Raw genomic sequence first — 18,288 nt, forward strand, 5'->3', positions numbered from 1 at the left:
TTGTACGGTACCTGTGGGAGCTGGCTTGCCGGCGATAGGGCCGGGGCAGGCTATAAGTCAGCGCTTGGCCTGACGCTGGCGCACGGCCTCGAACAGGCAAACGCCGGTCGCCACCGAAACGTTCAGGCTGCTGACGCTGCCGCCCATCGGCAACTTCACCAGGAAGTCGCAATGTTCGCGGGTCAGCCGACGCATGCCCTTGCCCTCCGCGCCCATGATCATCACCAGTGGCCCGGTCAGGTCCTGCTGGTAGATCTCCTGCTCGGCCTCGCCGGCAGTGCCCACCACCCACAGGCCACGCTGCTGCAGCTTCTCCAGCGTACGCGCCAGGTTGGTCACGGCCACCAGCGGGATCACCTCTGCCGCACCGCAGGCCACCTTGCGCACAACCGGCGTCAGCGTGGCCGATTTATCCTTGGGCACGATCACGGCCGTGGCACCGGCCGCATCGGCCGTACGCAGGCAGGCGCCCAGGTTGTGCGGGTCGGTCACACCGTCCAGCACCAGGATCAGTGGAGGGGTTTCGGTGCGCTCAAGCAACTCTTCGAGCATCAACTCGCCCCACACCTGGCTTGGGCTGACCTCGGCGACAACCCCCTGGTGCACGCCCTCTACCCAGGCATCCAGCTCACGGCGCTCGGCCTGGCCGACCGGCACGCGGTTTTCCGCCGCCAGCGCCAGCAAGGTTTCCAGGCGTGGCTCGCTGCGCCCTTCCGACAGCCAGATCTGCTTGACCCGCTTCGGATGGTGCTTCAGCAATGCCTGCACGGCGTGCACGCCGTAGATCTTTTCCAGCTGACTCATGACTTGCTCTTGCTCTTGCGTGGCGCACCGGACTTCGGCGGGCCTTTACGGTGCTTGGTTGGCTTGCCGGAACCGGAGGGCTTGCCACCTTTGTCCGACTTGCTGCTGGCATGGCCGCCACTGCGTGCCTCGCTCATCAGCGCCTTTTTCATTTCGCGGCTCTTGCGCACTTCGGCGTTACGCTGCACGGCGTCTTTCGGGAAGTACGCCTCGGCGGTTTCGCTTTTGCGGCTACGCGGTTTAGGCGTGGCTTTCGCTTCGGTCACCGGCTGCTGCTCAACCTTGTCGGCTGCTGGCGCGGCGCCGCGCTGCTTGCGGCCGATCGGTGCGGCGAGGGTCTTTTCCGACACTTCGAAGTCGATCTTGCGCTCGTCCAGGTCAACACGCATGACCTTGACTTCGATGGTGTCGCCCAAGCGGAAGCTGCGCCCGGTGCGCTCGCCCGACAGACGGTGGTGCACAGGGTCGAAGTGGTAGTAATCGCCCGGCAGCGCACTGACGTGCACCAGGCCCTCTACGTAAATGTCGGTCAGTTCGACGAACAGGCCGAAACCGGTCACGGCGGTAATCACACCCGGGAAGGTCTCGCCCACGCGATCCTTCATGAACTCGCACTTGAGCCAGTTCACCACGTCACGGGTGGCTTCGTCGGCCCGGCGCTCGGTCATCGAGCACTGCTCGCCGAGTTGCTCCAGGGTGTTCTCGTCGTACGGGTAGATACGCGCCTTGGGAATGCTCATGGCGCCAGCACGCTTGACGTGCGGGGTATCGACCTTGGAACGGATGATGCTGCGGATGGCGCGGTGCACCAGCAGGTCCGGGTAGCGGCGGATCGGCGAGGTGAAGTGGGTGTACGCCTCGTAGTTCAGCCCGAAGTGGCCATTGTTCTCGGTGCTGTACACGGCCTGGCTCAGCGAACGCAGCATCACGGTCTGGATCAGGTGGAAGTCCGGGCGCCCGGCGATGCTCGCCAGCAGGGCCTGGTAATCCTTCGGTGAAGGGTCCTTGCCTTTGTGCAGGCTCAGGCCCAGTTCACCGAGGAAGGCGCGCAGCTTTTCCAGGCGCTCCGGCGGCGGGCCGTCGTGCACGCGGTACAGGGCTGGCACGCCGTGCTTTTGCAGGAACTCGGCGGTGGCCACGTTGGCCGCCAGCATGCATTCCTCGATCAGCTTGTGGGCATCGTTGCGCACGGTCGGGCGGATTTCCGCGATCTTGCGCTGGTCGCCGAAGATGATGCGGGTTTCCTGGGTCTCGAAGTCGATGGCGCCCCGGGTGTGACGGGCATCCACCAGCACCTTGTACAGGTTGTACAGGTTCTTCAGGTCTGGCACGACTTCCTTGTATTCCTCGCGCAGCGCCTTGCCTTCGCGGGTGCGGGAGTGCTCGAGCATGCTGCTGACCTTGTTGTAGGTCAGGCGGGCGTGGGAGTGGATAACGCCTTCGTAGAACTGGTAGTCGACCATCTGGCCGGCTTTGTTCATGGTCATTTCGCAGACCATGGCCAGGCGGTCGACGTGCGGGTTCAGCGAGCACAGGCCGTTGGACAGCTCTTCAGGCAGCATCGGCACTACACGCTCGGGGAAGTACACCGAGTTGCCGCGCTGCTGGGCTTCGACGTCCAGGGCCGAGCCCAGGCGTACGTAGCTGGACACATCGGCAATGGCCACGTACAGGCGCCAGCCACCGGAGAACAGGCGCAGCTTGCCCAGCGGTTCGCAATAGACAGCATCGTCGAAGTCGCGCGCATCTTCGCCGTCGATGGTGACGAACGGCAGATGGCGCAGGTCGACGCGCTTCTCTTTGTCCTTCTCTTCAACTTCGGAGCGGAACTTGCGCGCTTCCTTGATCACGTCCTTGGGCCAGACGTGCGGGATATCGTAGCTGCGCAAGGCAACGTCGATCTCCATGCCCGGTGCCATGTAGTTGCCGATGACCTCGACCACGTCGCCTTGCGGCTGGAAGCGCGGGGTTGGCCAGTGGGTGATCTTGATCTCGACGAACTGGCCGATCTTCGCGCCGCCGTTACGCCCGGCGGTCACCAGCACTTCCTGCTGGATCTTCGGGTTGTCCGGGGTTACGTAGCCAATGCCACCTTCTTCGAAGTAACGGCCGACCACGCTTTCGTGTGCACGGGAGATGACCTCGACCAGCACACCTTCGCGGCGGCCACGGCGGTCGACGCCAGAGACACGGGCCAGGCCGCGGTCACCGTCGAACACCAGGCGCATCTGCGACGGGCTGAGGAACAGGTCTTCGCTGCCGTCATCGGGAATAAGGAAGCCAAAGCCATCGCGGTGGCCGGAAACGCGACCACAGATCAGGTCCAGCTTGTCTACCGGGGCATAAGTGCCGCGCCGGGTATAGATAAGCTGGCCGTCACGTTCCATGGCACGCAGACGGCGGCGCAGGGCTTCGATCTGGTCTTCTTCATACAGACCAAACTCTTTCGCCAGCTCCTCGCGTGCAGCGGGCTCGCCACGGTCAGCAAGGCGCTGCAGGATCAGCTCACGGCTGGGGATAGGGTTGTCGTATTTTTCCGCTTCGCGAGCGGCCTCGGGATCGAGGGATTGCCAATCGGCCATCAGAAGGGGTTCACCTTGGGGTATATAGATAGGAATTCTGGCATAGGCGTATTGAAACCGGAAATGTCAGCCTTGGACAGCCCCACCGGCGCTTCCGGCGAGCAGGAATAGGCCTGCGGAATCAACAAGTTGAATTTTTTGAAATTTTTTTCGCTTGGGGGGTTTACAGCCCCCCGGACCGTCCGTATAGTGCGCACCACAACGACGGACAACCCCGAAGTTGTAGTAGAGATGAACGACGCTGTAAAGCATCAAGTAACCTCGAATGTGTGCCCAGGTGGCGGAATTGGTAGACGCGCTGGTTTCAGGTATCAGTGGCTTAACGGCCGTGGAAGTTCGAGTCTTCTCCTGGGCACCAAATATTTTCAAGTAATAGATGACCAAGGATCTGTTACTACTGTGTGAAGCTGACAATAGTCGCCTTCTGCAGATGATGTAAAGCTTTGCCCAGGTGGCGGAATTGGTAGACGCGCTGGTTTCAGGTATCAGTGACTTAACGGTCGTGGAAGTTCGAGTCTTCTCCTGGGCACCATACAAAAACCCACTAGCTTGCTAGTGGGTTTTTTCTTGCCTGCGTTTTTTGCATTCCCTCTCTCCCCACCCTCTCTTTCGTTGCAATCCAGAATGATTCCTATCTAGGATTGAGCTTTCTCTCAAGGAGCGAGCGAACGATGAGCACGGACCTGACCACCCCTCACCCGCTACAGGCGTGCTGGGACCTGCAACTGGCAGGCCTCGCTGCCGATGCCTTGCGCGTGGCACTGACAATCGACCTGTTCGAGCACCTGGAGCAATTCACCGCACCCGCTCAGCTGGCGAATGTGCTGGACCTTGAACCTTTCAATACTGGCTACCTGCTGGAAATGCTCTGGGCCCAGGGCCTGCTGGAGCGCGACGAGCAGGGCAGCCGTTACCGCAATGGCGAAACAGCCAAACGCTATTTGCGCCGGAGCGCCGACGACTATTGCGGCGATGCCCTGCTCTTTCGTCATCAAGTCCTGCGCCTGGCTGGCCAACCATTGGAACAGGCACTGCGCAATGGCCTACCACCCGCAGCAGCCCCCGGCCCGGAAATGGCCCAACGCTGGGCCGAGGCGGCACGGGTGCAGATTGCCCAGGAGCAATTGGCGGTTACTGTGGACGTGGCGTGCGCTTTGATCGAACACCTACCGCAGGCACCGCGATTGCAACGCATGCTCGACTTGGGCGGCGGGCCTGGCCTGGTCGCCATTGCCCTGGCCAGGCAGCTACCCGATTTACACGGGACAGTGTTCGATTTCGCCGAAACAGCAGCGGTGGCACAGGAGAACATTGCCCGGGCCGGGCTGGAGAAGCGCCTCGGCATTATCGGCGGTGATCTGGACCGGGATGATGTTGGCAGTGGCTATGACCTGATCTGGTGCTCATCGGTATTCCACTTCGCCCATGACCTTGATGGGTTGCTGCGGCGACTGCATGCCGCGCTGAACCCAGGTGGCGTACTGGTGTGCTGCCATGCCGAGGTGCCGGATGACCAGCAGAGTGCCGCGCGGGTGCTGCCTTATTATCTGCATATGCGCATGCAGGGGCGGCATGTGTTGCCGGCCGGGGAGCTAGCTGAGCGGTTGCGCGGCATCGGGTTTGTCGAAGTACAGCAACAAGATGGCCTGAGATACCCGGTTGCTCCGATCACTGCGGTGATTGCCAGTAAGGTGTAACCCTGTACCGGCCTCTTCGCGGGCTCGCCCGCTCCCACAGGTACACCACCGTCTTGGAGACTGCGCACCTCCTGTGGGAGCGGGCATGCCCGCGAAGAATCCAGTACAGCCCTCGAAGGTTAAACCATGGTCTGCCCCATGAATTTCTCGTCACCCGGCCACTTGAGAAACGATTTCGTTTACCATTGTTTCCAAATATGTAGCCGTAAGCGAGGAAGTACCCGCATGACGATCCGCCCGCAACCGCTGATGCGTACCTTGGCCGCCGCCGTGCTGAGCCTGGTCATCGGCGCTCCGGCCGCCATGGCAGACGCACCGGTCACCCTGACCATGTACAACGGCCAGCACAAGGAAATCGGCGAAGCCATCGCCAAGGCCTACGAGGCCAAGACCGGCATCCACATCGATATCCGCAAGGGCAGCAGCAACCAGCTGGCCAGCCAGATCATCGAGGAAGGCGACCGTTCGCCGGCCGACATCATCTACACCGAAGAGTCCCCGCCCCTGAACAACCTGGGCGAACTGGGCCTGCTGGCGAAGATCGATGACGCCACCGCAAACATGATGCCCAAGGAGTACGTAGGCGCCAACGGTACCTGGATGGGTATCACCGCGCGCACGCGCATCGTGGTGTACAACCCGAAGAAGGTCGATGAAAAAGACCTGCCGACCACGGTGATGGACTTCGCCAACCCTGAGTGGGAAGGCCGCGTCGGCTACGTACCCACCAGCGGTGCATTCCAGGAGCAGGCCGTGGCCATCCTGAAGATGCATGGTCGTGAAGCCACCGAAGAATGGCTGACCGGCCTGAAAGCCTTCGGCAAAACCTACACCAACAACATGGTCGCCCTCAAAGCCGTGGAAAAAGGTGAAGTGGCTGCGGTACTGGTGAACAACTACTACTGGTACGCACTTGAGCGCGAACGCGGCAAGCTGGACACCAAGCTCTACTACCTGGCCGATGGCGATGCCGGCAACCTGGTGACCATCTCTGGCGCTGCTGTGGTCAAGGCCAGCAAGCACCCGAAAGAAGCCCAGGCCCTGCTCAACTGGATGGCCAGCGAAGAAGGCCAGCGCGTGATCACCCAGACCACCGCCGAGTACCCGCTGCACAAGGGCATGGTTTCCGACCGGGGCCTGAAGCCGTTCGAAGACCTGCGCCCGCCGAAAATCTCGCCGGCCGACCTGGGCAATGCCGAGGAAGCCATCGAGCTTGAACGCGAGGTCGGCCTGCTCTGATGACCGCCGCCCTGTCCGAGCCGGCGCCGGTACGCTTCGTACCGCGCCGCAAGCGCCCCTCCATCTGGGTGGTGCTGCCTGTGCTGTTCCTGGTGGCGATGAGCTTGCTGCCGCTGCTGTATGTCGCCATCAAAGCCTGGGAAGCCGGCTGGCGTGAAGCCTTGCACCTGCTGTGGCGCCCCTTTGTCTGGGGGCTGATGCGCAATACCCTGATGCTGATGGTCGGGGTGACACTGGCCTGCATGGTGGTCGGCCTGGCCCTGGCCTGGCTGCTGGAGCGCAGCAACCTGGCTGGCCGACGGCTGTGGGGCGTGGTGCTTTGCCTGCCCTTCGCCGTGCCGTCGTTCGTCAGCAGTTTCACCTGGGTGTCGCTGAGCTCGGACTTCGAAGGACTGGGCGGGGCCATCCTGGTCATGGCCCTGTCCAAGTACCCATTGGTATTCCTGCCGGTGGCCGCCACCCTGCGCAACCTCGACACCTCGCTGGAGGAGTCGGCGCGCACCCTGGGTTGCAGCCGCTGGGGTGTGTTCATCAAGGTCACCTTGCCGTTGCTGTGGCCCTCGATGCTCGGCGGAGCGCTGCTGATCGCCCTGCACATGCTGGTGGAGTTCGGTGCGCTGTCGATCCTCGGCCTGCAGACCTTCACCACGGCGATCTACCAGCAGTTCGAACTGGAATTCAGCAATGCCAACGCGGCCATGCTGTCTGCCGTGCTGTTGGCGATGTGCCTGGTGATGCTGTGGCTGGAATTGCGTGTACGCGGCAAAGCCCGCCATGTGCGCATCGGCCAAGGCGTGGCACGCCGCGCGCAACCCGTGCGGCTGCGTGGCTGGGCCGTACCGGCGCAGCTACTCTGCGTGGCCCTGGCAGTGCTGGGCAGCGGTATCCCGCTGGCCATGCTCGGCTACTGGCTGAGCGTGGGTTCGTCGGCAGCATTCCCGGTGGGGGCTATCTCCAAGGCGCTGTTCACTTCGCTGTCGGTGTCGCTTGGCGGTGCCGGTTTCTGTGTGCTGCTGGCGCTACCGATCAGCTTCCTGGTGGTGCGCTACAAAGGCCGCCTGGCGATCTGGGCCGAGCGCTTGCCGTACCTGCTGCACGCCCTGCCCGGTCTGGTGATTGCACTGACCTTGGTGTTCTTCGCCCTGCACTACGTACCGGCGCTGTACCAGACCACGGCGTTGCTGCTGTTGGCGTATGCGCTGCTGTTCCTGCCATTGGCGCAGTCACCGGTGCGCACCGCGCTGAACAAGGCCTCGCCAACGCTGGAAGAGGCTGCGCGAACCTTGGGTGCCAGCAGCTTCACGGCATTCTGCCGGGTGACCCTGCCGATCATCTTCCCGGCCATGGCGGCAGCGTTTGCGCTGGTGTTCCTGGATGCCATGAAAGAGCTGACAGCTACCCTGCTGCTCAGCCCGACCGGGATGACCACCCTGGCTACCGAGGTGTGGGCGCATACGGCCAACGTCGAGTTCGCCGCAGCGGCGCCTTACGCGGCATTGCTGATCGTGGTGTCGGGGCTGCCGGTTTATCTGCTGACTACGCGGATGTACCTGAACAAGGCATAAACCGCGTAGCCCTCATCGCCGGCAAGCCAGCTCCCACAGGTACCGCGTCGCCTTCAAGGCCTGCGCAGTACCTGTGGGAGCTGGCTTGCCGGCGATGAGGCCATCACAGACATCACGCGATGTTGCGCAGCATACGCCGCACGATTGGCCCATGTGCCTTACCAACTGGCAGCATGTAGAGCCAGCCAAAACGGTTGAAACACTGCACCGACGTGGTGACGCTCAAGTGCTGCCGGCCCTGCCCCTCTTCATCCAGATCCATGCTCACCATGACCGCAAGGTGCGTGTCACGCGAAGTCAGGACCAGTTGCTGGTCGCTGATAGCCTCGACAGTAAAGAAATCCAGACGCTCACCCACTGCCGGAACCCGCTCAGGGTTACGCGATGAGAAACCGTGAATAGTGGCAACGTTGAACCAGCGAGAGATGAAGTCGCGTAGGCGAAAGGCCATGGCCAGCCAGCCCGGAACGTCCGAAGTCATGGCGCAATAGGCCTGGAGGGCGGTCATGGGCGCAGTGACGGAAATGCCATCGCGATGAAGAAAGTCCAGTTCAGCCGGAGCGGCGACCAGTCGGGCGGACATGAACAACTCCCTTTGTCATGTTTCTCCGCCATCATAGCACCGCCCCCACAACGATTCGCGTCAGGCCCTGAACTGCCCCAGGCTCGCCCGTAGCTGTGCAGCCAGATCGTCCAGCACCTTGCTACTGGCCGTGGTCTGCATCACCACCTCGGCCGAGCGCTCGGCCTGCGCATGAATGGTCTCCACCCGCCCACGCACCGCCTGCGCCCCGCTCGCCTGCTGCTCGGCCGCGCGGGTAGCCAGGCCGATAGCTGCGTGAACTTGCTCCACCGCCGCCTGCACAGACTGCTGACGGCGCTCGTTGTCACGCAGCACCAGCAGCCCTTCGCTGGCCTTCAGCCCGGCCTGGCTGATCGTCGCCACAGCCTCCTTGGCGCCCTTCTGCAGCGCAGCGATATGCGCCTGGATATCCCCCGTGGAGCTTTGCGTCTTGCTCGCCAACGCCCGCACCTCATCAGCCACCACGGCAAAGCCGCGCCCGGTCTCACCGGCCCGGGCCGCTTCGATGGCCGCATTCAACGCCAGCAGGTTGGTCTGCTCGGCGATGCCATGGATCACCGTCAGCACCACTTCGATCTGCTCACTCTGCTTGGCCAGGCGCTCGATCACCTGCGAGCCCGTCTCTACCTGGCCAGCCAGGTTTTCGATCAGCCCTGCGAGCTGGGTCGAGGTGCGGCTGTTTTCGTCGGTGGCCTGGCGTATATCCACTACCTGTTTCAATGCCGCCTGCATCGCATGGCTTTCGGCCTGGGCTTCATCGGCCATGCTCGAAAGGTCGCGCAGGCTGGCCGCCACTTCATCGCGCTGCAGCGCAGCAGCAGCATCGGCACCGGCATTGCGCTGCGTCATCGCGCCAATTTCCACACCGGTACGCTGGGCCACCTCGCCCGCCTCGCGCACAATCGGTTGCAACTTGTCGACAAAGCGGTTCACGGCCGAAGCCATGTCACCGATCTCGTCTCGGCTGTCGAGTGGCACACGCTTGGTCAGGTCACCCTCGCCTGCCGCCAGGTCGTCAAGGGCAGCAATCAGCAGGCGCAGCTTGCTCAGCACACGACGACCAAGCACCACGGCCACCACCAGCAACACACCCAGGCCAACCAGCACCAGGCCCAGACCAATGCGCCAGCGCAGCTCGCCGGCAGCATCGCGAACGGTTTGCGCGGTGTTGGCCTGCATGGCAGCAGCACTGCCCTGTGCTTTTTCCAGCCGCTCACGCAGGGTTTTGCCGCTGTCAGCCGCAGCACCAACCAGGCTGTCGCCTACCAGTTGCTCGCCACTGGCGATCAGGGCCGCGAAACGCTGATCGAGGGCCTTCAGTTCCTGCTCGATACCCGCTGTGGAAACCCCCATCACTACCTTGCCGATTTCTGCGCCATTGGGGCTGATCGAAGCCTCGACGAAGTAAACGGCAGGATCGCGCCGGGCTGCATCGATCACTTTGTCCAGCGCTCGCTCGCCCTGGCCTTTTTCCATCAATGCCTGGTTGATCGGGTTTTGCCGGTTCAGATAGCGGGTCAGGTGCTGGCCCTGGGCGTCGTCGTACACCACGAACAGCACGTTGGGATTGCGCTGGGCACGCCGCGCAAAGTCTGAGAGCACCGGCACATCGTTGTCCCAGATGGCACGCGGGGCAACCGAGGCCAACAGCTCTGCCATATCGTTGGCGGAGTCCTTCAGGTTCTTTTCCAGGGTGCTGCGCAGTTGCTGCTGTTCGCTTTGCAGGCGTGCCGACAACCCTGCGCTCAGGCGCTGACGGGTGCTGCTGGACAGACCGTCCAGGCCCGAGCGCACATCCTGCCCGGCTTGCTCCAGTTCGCCGGCCAACTGACGGCTGTCATTGCCCAGGCGCTCGCCAAGGTCGGCCTCCAGGGCAGTGACCGTGCTTCGGGTAAGCGCAACGGCAACCAGCACCTGCACCAAAAGAGCGATACCAAGGGCAACAAACACAGGCCGCAAAAGGCGGCTTCGTAACAGTGAGAGGATGGCAGACACGGTGTAACCCTCGTGTTTTCTGGCGCCACTATTTTGATGGCATCTACAGAAACTTCTTACAGCAAGGGTTGTGCCGGAGACAGCAGGCATAAACGCCAAGGTTCAGCCAGGTGGTTGGCTGCTCTCGCTCGACGCAGAAATGAAAACGCCGCAGCCCCTTTCAGGGCCACGGCGTCAGATCAGCCTGGAGGGCAGATCAGGCGAACGGATGACGCAGTACGATGGTCTCGTTGCGGTCCGGGCCGGTCGAAATGATGTCGATCGGCGCGCCGATCAGGTCTTCGATGCGCTTGATGTAGGCGCGAGCGTTGGCCGGCAGCTCTTCCAGGGTTTTAACGCCCACGGTCGACTCGCTCCAGCCTGGCATCTCTTCGTACACCGGCTCCAGGCCGATGTAGCTGTCGGCATCGGAAGGCGCGTCGATGACAGCACCGTTCTCGTTCTTGTAGCCAACGCAGATGTTGATGGTTTCCAGGCCGTCCAGTACATCCAGCTTGGTCAGGCAGATACCCGAGATGCTGTTGACGTCGATGGCGCGACGCAGGATCACGGCGTCGAACCAGCCGCAACGACGGGCACGGCCAGTGGTGGAACCGAACTCGTGGCCACGCTTGGCCAGGGTAGCGCCGGTTTCGTCGAACAGTTCAGTCGGGAACGGACCGGAACCTACGCGAGTGGTGTAGGCCTTGGTGATACCCAGGATGTAGTCCAGGTACATCGGGCCAACGCCGGAGCCGGTGGAGATACCGCCAGCAGTGGTGTTGGAGCTGGTGACGTACGGGTAGGTACCGTGGTCGATGTCCAGCAGCGAGCCCTGGGCACCTTCGAACATGATGTCCTTGCCAGCGCGGCGCAGGTTGTGCAGCTCGGCGGTGACGTCCAGCATCATCGGCTTGAGCTGTTCAGCGTAGGCCATGCACTCGTCCAGGGTTTGCTGGAAGTCGATGGCCGGCTCTTTGTAGTAGTTCACCAGCTGGAAGTTGTGATAGTCCAGCAGCTCACCCAGCTTGGCCGCGAAACGCTCGCGGTGGAACAGGTCGCCTACGCGCAGGCCGCGGCGCGCAACCTTGTCTTCGTAGGCTGGGCCGATACCACGGCCGGTGGTGCCGATCTTGGCTTCGCCACGGGCTTTTTCGCGGGCCTGGTCCAGGGCCACGTGGTACGACAGGATCAGCGGCGCAGCCGGGGAGATGCGCAGGCGCTCGCGCACCGGTACGCCCTTCTCTTCCAGCTTGGTGATTTCACGCATCAGCGCATCCGGGGCAACGACCACGCCGTTGCCGATCAGGCACTGTACGCCTTCACGCAGGATGCCGGACGGAATCAGGTGCAGAACGGTCTTTTCACCGTTGATCACCAGGGTGTGACCCGCGTTGTGGCCACCCTGGTAGCGCACTACGGCGGCAGCATGTTCGGTCAGCAGATCGACGATCTTGCCTTTGCCCTCATCACCCCACTGGGTGCCCAGGACGACGACATTCTTACCCATTACATTGGTCCTCATTCACGCAAACTTGGTTGCCGGCCTACTGCCGACGCAGAAACTCACTGGGCCAGCGGCAGAACCTGCCAGCGCCCGTCTTGCTGAATCAATTGCCGATCACAATCCGCCTCGAGAGCAGCACTCAACGGCTGGCCAGGCAGGGCCTGGACCACACGCTGGCCCTCGTTGCGCAACTGGCAGACTTGCTGCCAGAGGGCCGCATCACCACTGTCCGGCATCCAGATGCCGCCCGTTGGCAATACGACCTCCGCTCGCCCCAGTGTGACCAGGGTCTTCAAATCCGTGGAGAAACCGGTGGCCGGGCGCGCCCGGCCAAAGTCGGCGCCGATGTCGTCGTAACGCCCGCCCTGGGCGATCGACTGACCTTCGCCCGGTACGAACACAGCGAACACCACGCCCGTGTGATAGTGGTAACCGCGCAATTCGCCGAGGTCGAAGTACAGCGGCAGGTCCGGGTAGCGCGACGCCAGGCGATCAGCGATCGCCAGCAGGTCGTCCAGCGCTGCCAGCACGCTGGCTGGGGCACGGCCCAGGCGCACGCGGGCTTCGGCCAGCACTTCACGGCCACCGCACAGCTCGACCAGGGCACGCAGCATGTTGCCCAGGTCTTTCGGCAGGTCGGCGGTCAGCGCCTGCACTTCATCGACAGCCTTGCGTTGCATGGCGTCGAACAACTGCTGCTCCACCGCACCGGACAGGCCGGCGGCACGGGCCAGGCCACGGTAGATACCAACGTGGCCCAGGTCCATGTGCACATCCGGCACATCGGCCAGCTGCAGCGTGGCGAGCATCAGGCTGATGACTTCGACATCGCTGGTAGGGCTGGCATCGCCATACAGCTCGGCACCCAGCTGGATCGGGCTGCGCGAGGTCGACAGTGCACGCGGCTGGGCGTGCAGCACGCTACCGGCATAGCACAGGCGGCTCGGGCCTTCACGGCGCAGGGTGTGGGCGTCGATGCGCGCCACCTGCGGCGTGAAGTCGGCGCGGAAGCCCATCAGGCGGCCGGACTGCGGGTCCACCACCTTGAAGGTGCGCTGATCCAGGTCCTGGCCGGCGCCGGTGAGCAGCGACTCCAGGTACTCGATATGCGGGGTGACGACCAGCTCGTAGCCCCAACTCTGGAACAGGTCCAACACCTGGCGGCGCGCGATCTCGATGCGCGCAGCTTCAGGTGGCAGTACTTCCTCGATGCCATCTGGCAGCAGCCAGCGGTCTACCGTTGCCATTACGCCATTTCCCCTCTGGTCCGGGCGGCTTGCCAGCAGGCGAGCCGTCAGTAAAGCCGGTATCGCGCACAGCAGCGGGCAGCACTAATCCCAGCGCAGCCACCGTACCCGATACCCTCAAATTGCCTTGCGACCTGACCAAACCGTCAACTGGCGTGTTGCCAATCAACCTTGCAGACGCAAAAAAGCCGGGAAATTTCCCGGCTGCCTCATCATACACCCCTTTTCATTCAGGATGCACCCCGCCTGGTGTTTTAGCTGCCAGGCGGGGCGCCGCTGCATGAAGATCAGGGCCTGAGCATTACGGCTTGCTCTTGTCCAGGAAGCGGAAGAACTCGTTCTTCGGGTCCAGGACCAGCACGTCGCTCTTGCTCGAGAAGCTCTCGCGGTATGCCTGCAGGCTACGGTAGAACGCGTAGAAATCGGCGTCCTGGGTGTAGGCCTTGGCATAGATGGCGGCCGACTGAGCGTCGCCGTCACCGCGTGTTTCTTCCGCTTCGCGATAAGCCTCGGCCAGCAGTACACGGCGCTGACGGTCGGCATCGGCACGGATACCTTCAGCCAGCTCGTTACCTTTGGCGCGGTGCTCACGCGCCTCACGCTCACGCTCGGTGCTCATGCGGTCGAACACGCTGCGGTTGACTTCCTTCGGCAGGTCGATGGCCTTGACGCGCACGTCAACCACCTCGATACCCAGCTCCTTGTTGGCCATGCGGTTCAGCGATGCGGTGATGTCAGCCATCAGCGCGTCACGTTCACCGGAAACCACCTCGTGCAGGGTACGTTTACCGAACTGGTCACGCAGGCCGCTTTCCAGACGACGTGACAGACGCTCGTCGGCGATCTGCTTCATGCCGGAGGTGGCGGTGTAGAAGCGCTCGGCATCCTTGACGCGCCACTTGGCGTAGGCGTCGACCATCACCGCCTTCTTCTCCAGGGTCAGGAACCGCTGGGTCGGGGCGTCGAGGGTCATCAGGCGGGCGTCGAACTTGCGTACCTGGTTCACGTACGGAATCTTCACGTGCAGGCCTGGCTGAACATCCGCCTGGACTACCTTACCGAAGCGCAGCAGTACCGCACGCTCGGTCTGGGACACGATGTAGAAGCTGTTCCAGGCCACGATGGCCAGCACCACGGCGGCGATCAGGGCGATCAGCGATCTGTTGCTCATCAGCGGCTCTCCCTAGTGCGCAGCGGCTGCTGTTGCTGTTGCAGGTCCTGCGCCGCACGTGCGGCCGCATCGTTGACCGATGGCGACACACTGCTGGTTGGCGCGGACGGGTTGCGGCTGCCTTCGACCATCTTGTCCAGTGGCAGGTAGAGCAGGTTGTTCTGCCCGTCCTTGGTGGCCACCATGACCTTGCTGGTGTTGCTGTAGACCTCTTGCATGGTCTCCAGGTACAGACGCTGACGGGTCACGTCAGGTGCCTTGCGGTACTCGGCGACCAGCTTGGTGAAGCGATCGGCCTCACCCTTGGCCCGGGCGATGACTTCGTCGCGGTAACCGTTGGCGTCCTCGATGATGCGCTGGGCCTGACCACGGGCTTCCGGCACCACGCCATTGGCGTAGGACTCGGCCTGGTTGCGGGCACGCTGCTCGTCTTCGCGGGCACGGATCACGTCGTCGAAGGCTTCCTGCACTTCACGCGGGGCTGCCGCGCTCTGTACGTTGACCTGGGTGACGGTGATACCGGTACGGTAGTTGTCGAGGAAGCGCTGCAGGCGTTCGCGGATATCCACGGCCATCTGCTCACGGCCTTCGGTGAGCACCTGGTCCATCGAGGTGGAACCCACCACGTGGCGCAGGGCACTGTCGGTCGCGTGCTGCAGGCTTACCTCAGGCTGGTCGACGTTGAGCACGAAGTCCTGCAGGTTGCTGATCTTGTACTGGACGGTCAGCGGCACCTCGACGATGTTCTCGTCTTCGGTCAGCATCTGGCCCTGCTTGGTGTAGGCACGCTCACGCGTGACGTTTTCCATGTACTTGCGATCGATCGGCGGGAAGTAGATGTTCAGGCCGGGACCGACCGTCTCATAGTACTTGCCGAAGCGCAGCACAACGGCCTGCTCCTGCTCGTCGACCACGTACACGGCGCTGTACAGCCAGATGGCAGCCAGCACCGCCAGGCCAATGCCCAGCAGGCCAAGGCCACCGCCCTTGCCGACATTGCGGTCACCGCCGCCACGTTTCTTGCCACTGCCGAACATGCCATTCAGGCTGTCCTGCAATTTGCGGAAGGCCTCGTCCAGATCCGGCGGACCTTTCTTGTCACCACCACCGCCACCGCCACCACGGCGGCCGCCCCAGGGATCCTGATTGTTCGAGTTGCCACCCGGCTCGTTCCAAGCCATAGCGCTCTCCATCTGATAAAGCAAAGACGCGCCCACGGCGCGCCGTCCAATGCTACAGAATGCCTGTCACTGCTGCCCGGCGACCTCGACGAGCATTTATTGCAAAGTGTGTTGCTCGACAAACACTTGCGGCTCCATGCCTTCGCGGCTGACCAGGCGATTCAGTTCGACCATGGGCAGTCGCACGCTCAGCAGGCTGCGCCCTTCTTCATCATGCTCTTCACTCTGCACGGCACCCAAGGCAAAGAATTGCGCGCGCAAACGGGCAAAACGCTGCTCCAGACACAGGGTACCGACAAACAGATCATCCCCCAGCAACTCGGCAATTGCCTGGCCGACCAGCTCCAGGCCACGCCCATCGCGTGCCGATACCCAGACCCGTTCCGGCTTGCCATCGGCATTGCGCTGGATCTGCGGCTCGACATCTTCGAGCAAGTCGAGTTTGTTATACACCTCGAGGATCGGCAACCCTTCAGCGCCAATCTCGCCCAAAACCGCGAGCACCTGCTCAATCTGCTCCATGCGCTCTGGCTCATGGGCGTCGATCACATGCAGCAACAGGTCGGAGTTGCTCGACTCTTCGAGCGTAGCCCGAAATGCCTCGACCAGCTTGTGCGGCAGGTGGCGAATGAAGCCCACGGTGTCGGCCAGCACGATCGGCCCCAGGTCGTTCAGCTCAAGCCGGCGCAAGGTCGGGTCGAGCGTGGCGAACAACTGGTCTGCGGCGTACACCTCGGATTCGGTCAGGGCGTTGAACAGCGTGGACTTGCCGGCGTTGGTGTAACCCACCAACGACACCGACGGGATGTCTGCGCGCTTGCGCCCACGACGCGCCTGCTCGCGCTGGCTGCGTACCTTTTCCAGGCGTGACTTGATCTGGCGTATGCGCACCCGCAACAGGCGGCGGTCGGTTTCCAGCTGGGTTTCACCCGGGCCGCGCAGGCCGATACCACCCTTTTGTCGCTCAAGGTGGGTCCAGCCGCGCACCAGCCGCGTGCTCATGTGCTCCAGCTGGGCCAGTTCGACCTGCAGCTTGCCTTCATGGGTACGCGCCCGTTGGGCGAAGATATCGAGGATCAGCCCGGTACGGTCGAGCACACGACACTCGAACACACGTTCGAGGTTGCGCTCCTGACTGGGCGTGAGGGTGTGATTGAAAATCACCAGGTCTACCTGCTCGGCATGGACCAGGTCGTGCAATTCCTCGACCTTGCCACTGCCAATCAGGTATTTGGCGGAAGGCTGATGCCTTGACACCGTGACCAACGAGACGATGTCGGCACCGGCCGACAATGCCAGCTCCTGAAACTCCTGCGGGTCTTCGCGCGCCTCAGGGTTCTGACCTTCCAAGTGAACGAGCAACGCCCGCTCACCACCACCGTGGCGCTCAAAGAACAATGCAGGCTCCTATCAGGCGTTGCCTGGCTCGCTGTCGCCGTGTTCGGAATCGGACGGGCTTGGCAGACGAACCGGACGGGCAGGCACGACAGTCGAAATGGCGTGCTTGTAGACCATCTGGCTGACGGTGTTCTTCAGCAGTACCACGAACTGGTCGAAGGATTCGATCGAGCCCTGCAGCTTGATACCGTTGACCAGGTAGATGGATACCGGGACCTTTTCTTTTCTCAAGGTGTTCAAGTAAGGGTCTTGTAGCGAATGCCCTTTTGACATATGCCGCACTCCTGTAAGGATAAATAATAGAAAATCAATAAAATCGATAAATTAGGCCGCCCCTTCGCAAGAATAGACGGCAATCAGCAGGGACTCAGCTCAATATGGAGATGGCCCCAAGGTATTTCAAGGTGCGGGACAGATTGTCGCAGGCCAGGCTGTCAAGCCAGTGTACGTCAGGCCAGCCACGCAACCAGGTGAACTGCCGCTTGGCCAGCTGCCTGGTTGCAATGATACCGCGTTCACGCATCTCATTCTCAGTCAGCTTGCCATCCAGGTAATCCCAGACCTGCCGATACCCCACTGCCCGTATAGACGGTAGCCCGGCGTGCAAGTCACTTCTGGCTCGCAGCGATCGGACCTCGTCAACGAAGCCCTGTTCCAGCATCTGCGAAAATCGTAACGCAATTCGCTGATGCAAAATGTGACGATCTGTAGGAGCAATCGCCAAACTGGCGACAGTATAGGGCAAATGTCCGTCAGCGCCTGCGTCTGCGCCGCGACTTTCCGCGAATTGACGTTGGCGATGAGCCGTCATGCTCTCGCCGCTCACCCGGTACACTTCCAGCGCCCGGATCAGCCGCTGCGGATCGTTGGGGTGGATGCGCGCCGCTGACACCGGGTCAACCTCGGCCAGCTGGCGGTGCAGCTCGGCCAGGCCCAATGCTTCGGCCTGAGCCTCCAGCTCGGCGCGCACGGCAGCGTCTGCCGCCGGCATGTCTGCCAGGCCATCGATCAACGCCTTGTAGTAGAGCATGGTGCCGCCCACCAGCAGCGGTATCTTGCCGCGTGCAGTGATCTCGGCCATGGCCTCCAGGGCGTCAGCACGGAACTGCGCGGCCGAATAGCTCTCGGCCGGGTCGCGAATGTCGATCAGCCGGTGCGGGTGGGCAGCGAGGATTTCTTTCGACGGCTTGGCCGAGCCGATGTCCATGCCACGATAGACCAGCGCCGAATCGACGCTGATCAGCTCGCAAGGCAGCACTTTGGTCAACTCGATAGCCAGGTCGGTCTTGCCGGCCGCCGTCGGGCCCATCAGGAATATTGCAGGGGGCTTGCCGCTCATT

Annotated in this window: 14 protein-coding genes, 2 tRNA genes and 1 pseudogene; 5 read left to right on the forward strand and 12 right to left on the reverse strand. The window is 62.5% G+C overall.

The features are described 5' to 3' along the window. Nucleotides 1–57: 57 nt before the first annotated feature. Both rlmB and rnr read right to left on the reverse strand, forming a co-directional pair. The gene (gene rlmB, locus A0O30_RS09525; RefSeq protein ID WP_016712311.1) at nt 58–804 is read right to left on the reverse strand and encodes a 23S rRNA (guanosine(2251)-2'-O)-methyltransferase RlmB; all 747 of its coding nucleotides are present in this window, start codon (nt 802–804) and stop codon (nt 58–60) included. Next, complete coding sequence (gene rnr / locus A0O30_RS09530) at nt 801–3,386, reverse strand: ribonuclease R (protein ID WP_105946307.1); 2,586 nt, start codon at nt 3,384–3,386, stop codon at nt 801–803. Before rnr ends, rlmB begins: the two co-directional genes overlap by 4 nt. A 271-nt stretch (nt 3,387–3,657) precedes the next feature. Here rnr and A0O30_RS09535 point away from each other — a divergent pair. From A0O30_RS09535 to A0O30_RS09555, 5 genes are all read left to right on the forward strand, one after another. After that, nucleotides 3,658–3,744, forward strand: a tRNA-Leu gene (locus A0O30_RS09535). Between the two features lie 87 nt (nt 3,745–3,831). Then, a tRNA-Leu gene (locus tag A0O30_RS09540) sits at nt 3,832–3,918 on the forward strand. A gap of 139 nt (nt 3,919–4,057) precedes the next feature. Next, on the forward strand, nt 4,058–5,083 hold the full coding sequence (locus tag A0O30_RS09545) for a class I SAM-dependent methyltransferase (protein ID WP_105946308.1): 1,026 nt from the start codon (nt 4,058–4,060) through the stop codon (nt 5,081–5,083). A 225-nt stretch (nt 5,084–5,308) separates the two neighbouring features. Next, on the forward strand, nt 5,309–6,322 hold the full coding sequence (locus tag A0O30_RS09550) for an extracellular solute-binding protein (RefSeq protein ID WP_105946309.1): 1,014 nt from the start codon (nt 5,309–5,311) through the stop codon (nt 6,320–6,322). Further along, on the forward strand, nt 6,322–7,887 hold the full coding sequence (locus tag A0O30_RS09555) for an iron ABC transporter permease (RefSeq protein ID WP_016712314.1): 1,566 nt from the start codon (nt 6,322–6,324) through the stop codon (nt 7,885–7,887). The genes A0O30_RS09550 and A0O30_RS09555 overlap by 1 nt, the downstream gene beginning before the upstream one ends. 112 nt (nt 7,888–7,999) lie before the next feature. Here A0O30_RS09555 and A0O30_RS09560 read toward each other — a convergent pair whose 3' ends face one another. The 10 genes and pseudogenes from A0O30_RS09560 to miaA all read right to left on the reverse strand — a co-directional run bounded on the left by A0O30_RS09560 (nt 8,000) and on the right by miaA (nt 18,287). Continuing rightward, a complete protein-coding gene (locus A0O30_RS09560) occupies nt 8,000–8,470 on the reverse strand; it encodes a DUF2867 domain-containing protein (RefSeq protein ID WP_105946310.1) in 471 nt (156 codons plus the stop codon). A 60-nt stretch (nt 8,471–8,530) separates the two neighbouring features. After that, a complete protein-coding gene (locus A0O30_RS28185) occupies nt 8,531–9,415 on the reverse strand; it encodes a methyl-accepting chemotaxis protein (protein ID WP_371920897.1) in 885 nt (294 codons plus the stop codon). Between the two features lie 21 nt (nt 9,416–9,436). Next, a pseudogene (locus A0O30_RS28190) lies at nt 9,437–10,555 on the reverse strand (methyl-accepting chemotaxis protein); the annotation flags it as partial. A 106-nt stretch (nt 10,556–10,661) separates the two neighbouring features. Beyond that, nucleotides 10,662–11,954 carry an adenylosuccinate synthase gene (locus A0O30_RS09570; RefSeq protein ID WP_016712316.1) on the reverse strand — a complete coding sequence of 431 codons (1,293 nt, stop codon included), beginning with the start codon at nt 11,952–11,954 and terminating at the stop codon, nt 10,662–10,664. A gap of 56 nt (nt 11,955–12,010) precedes the next feature. Next, the gene (locus A0O30_RS09575) at nt 12,011–13,198 is read right to left on the reverse strand and encodes an ATP phosphoribosyltransferase regulatory subunit (protein ID WP_003249540.1); all 1,188 of its coding nucleotides are present in this window, start codon (nt 13,196–13,198) and stop codon (nt 12,011–12,013) included. Between the two features lie 301 nt (nt 13,199–13,499). Next, nucleotides 13,500–14,369 carry a protease modulator HflC gene (gene hflC / locus A0O30_RS09580; RefSeq protein WP_105946312.1) on the reverse strand — a complete coding sequence of 290 codons (870 nt, stop codon included), beginning with the start codon at nt 14,367–14,369 and terminating at the stop codon, nt 13,500–13,502. Beyond that, complete coding sequence (gene hflK / locus A0O30_RS09585) at nt 14,369–15,550, reverse strand: FtsH protease activity modulator HflK (protein WP_105946313.1); 1,182 nt, start codon at nt 15,548–15,550, stop codon at nt 14,369–14,371. The genes hflC and hflK overlap by 1 nt, the downstream gene beginning before the upstream one ends. A 96-nt stretch (nt 15,551–15,646) precedes the next feature. After that, complete coding sequence (gene hflX / locus A0O30_RS09590; protein ID WP_016712319.1) at nt 15,647–16,948, reverse strand: ribosome rescue GTPase HflX; 1,302 nt, start codon at nt 16,946–16,948, stop codon at nt 15,647–15,649. Between the two features lie 12 nt (nt 16,949–16,960). Continuing rightward, a complete protein-coding gene (gene hfq, locus A0O30_RS09595; RefSeq protein ID WP_003258160.1) occupies nt 16,961–17,221 on the reverse strand; it encodes an RNA chaperone Hfq in 261 nt (86 codons plus the stop codon). A gap of 94 nt (nt 17,222–17,315) precedes the next feature. Continuing rightward, nucleotides 17,316–18,287 (reverse strand): tRNA (adenosine(37)-N6)-dimethylallyltransferase MiaA, encoded by a 972-nt coding sequence (miaA, locus tag A0O30_RS09600; RefSeq protein WP_105946314.1) that lies wholly within the window; start codon nt 18,285–18,287, stop codon nt 17,316–17,318. Between the last annotated feature and the right edge of the window lies 1 nt (nt 18,288).

The organism is Pseudomonas sp. LLC-1, assembly GCF_002992185.1.
GTDB lineage: Bacteria > Pseudomonadota > Gammaproteobacteria > Pseudomonadales > Pseudomonadaceae > Aquipseudomonas > Aquipseudomonas monteilii.

Coding starts and splice junctions, on each gene's coding strand:
- A0O30_RS09555 (WP_016712314.1), top strand. CDS start 6,322: ATGACCGCCGCCCTGTCCGAGCCGGCGCCGGTACGCTTCGTACCGCGC.
- A0O30_RS09560 (WP_105946310.1), bottom strand. CDS start 8,470: ATGTCCGCCCGACTGGTCGCCGCTCCGGCTGAACTGGACTTTCTTCAT.
- A0O30_RS09570 (WP_016712316.1), bottom strand. CDS start 11,954: ATGGGTAAGAATGTCGTCGTCCTGGGCACCCAGTGGGGTGATGAGGGC.
- rnr (WP_105946307.1), bottom strand. CDS start 3,386: ATGGCCGATTGGCAATCCCTCGATCCCGAGGCCGCTCGCGAAGCGGAA.
- hflK (WP_105946313.1), bottom strand. CDS start 15,550: ATGGCTTGGAACGAGCCGGGTGGCAACTCGAACAATCAGGATCCCTGG.
- A0O30_RS09545 (WP_105946308.1), top strand. CDS start 4,058: ATGAGCACGGACCTGACCACCCCTCACCCGCTACAGGCGTGCTGGGAC.
- rlmB (WP_016712311.1), bottom strand. CDS start 804: ATGAGTCAGCTGGAAAAGATCTACGGCGTGCACGCCGTGCAGGCATTG.
- A0O30_RS09575 (WP_003249540.1), bottom strand. CDS start 13,198: ATGGCAACGGTAGACCGCTGGCTGCTGCCAGATGGCATCGAGGAAGTA.
- hfq (WP_003258160.1), bottom strand. CDS start 17,221: ATGTCAAAAGGGCATTCGCTACAAGACCCTTACTTGAACACCTTGAGA.
- miaA (WP_105946314.1), bottom strand. CDS start 18,287: ATGAGCGGCAAGCCCCCTGCAATATTCCTGATGGGCCCGACGGCGGCC.
- A0O30_RS09550 (WP_105946309.1), top strand. CDS start 5,309: ATGACGATCCGCCCGCAACCGCTGATGCGTACCTTGGCCGCCGCCGTG.
- hflC (WP_105946312.1), bottom strand. CDS start 14,369: ATGAGCAACAGATCGCTGATCGCCCTGATCGCCGCCGTGGTGCTGGCC.
- A0O30_RS28185 (WP_371920897.1), bottom strand. CDS start 9,415: ATGGCTTCGGCCGTGAACCGCTTTGTCGACAAGTTGCAACCGATTGTG.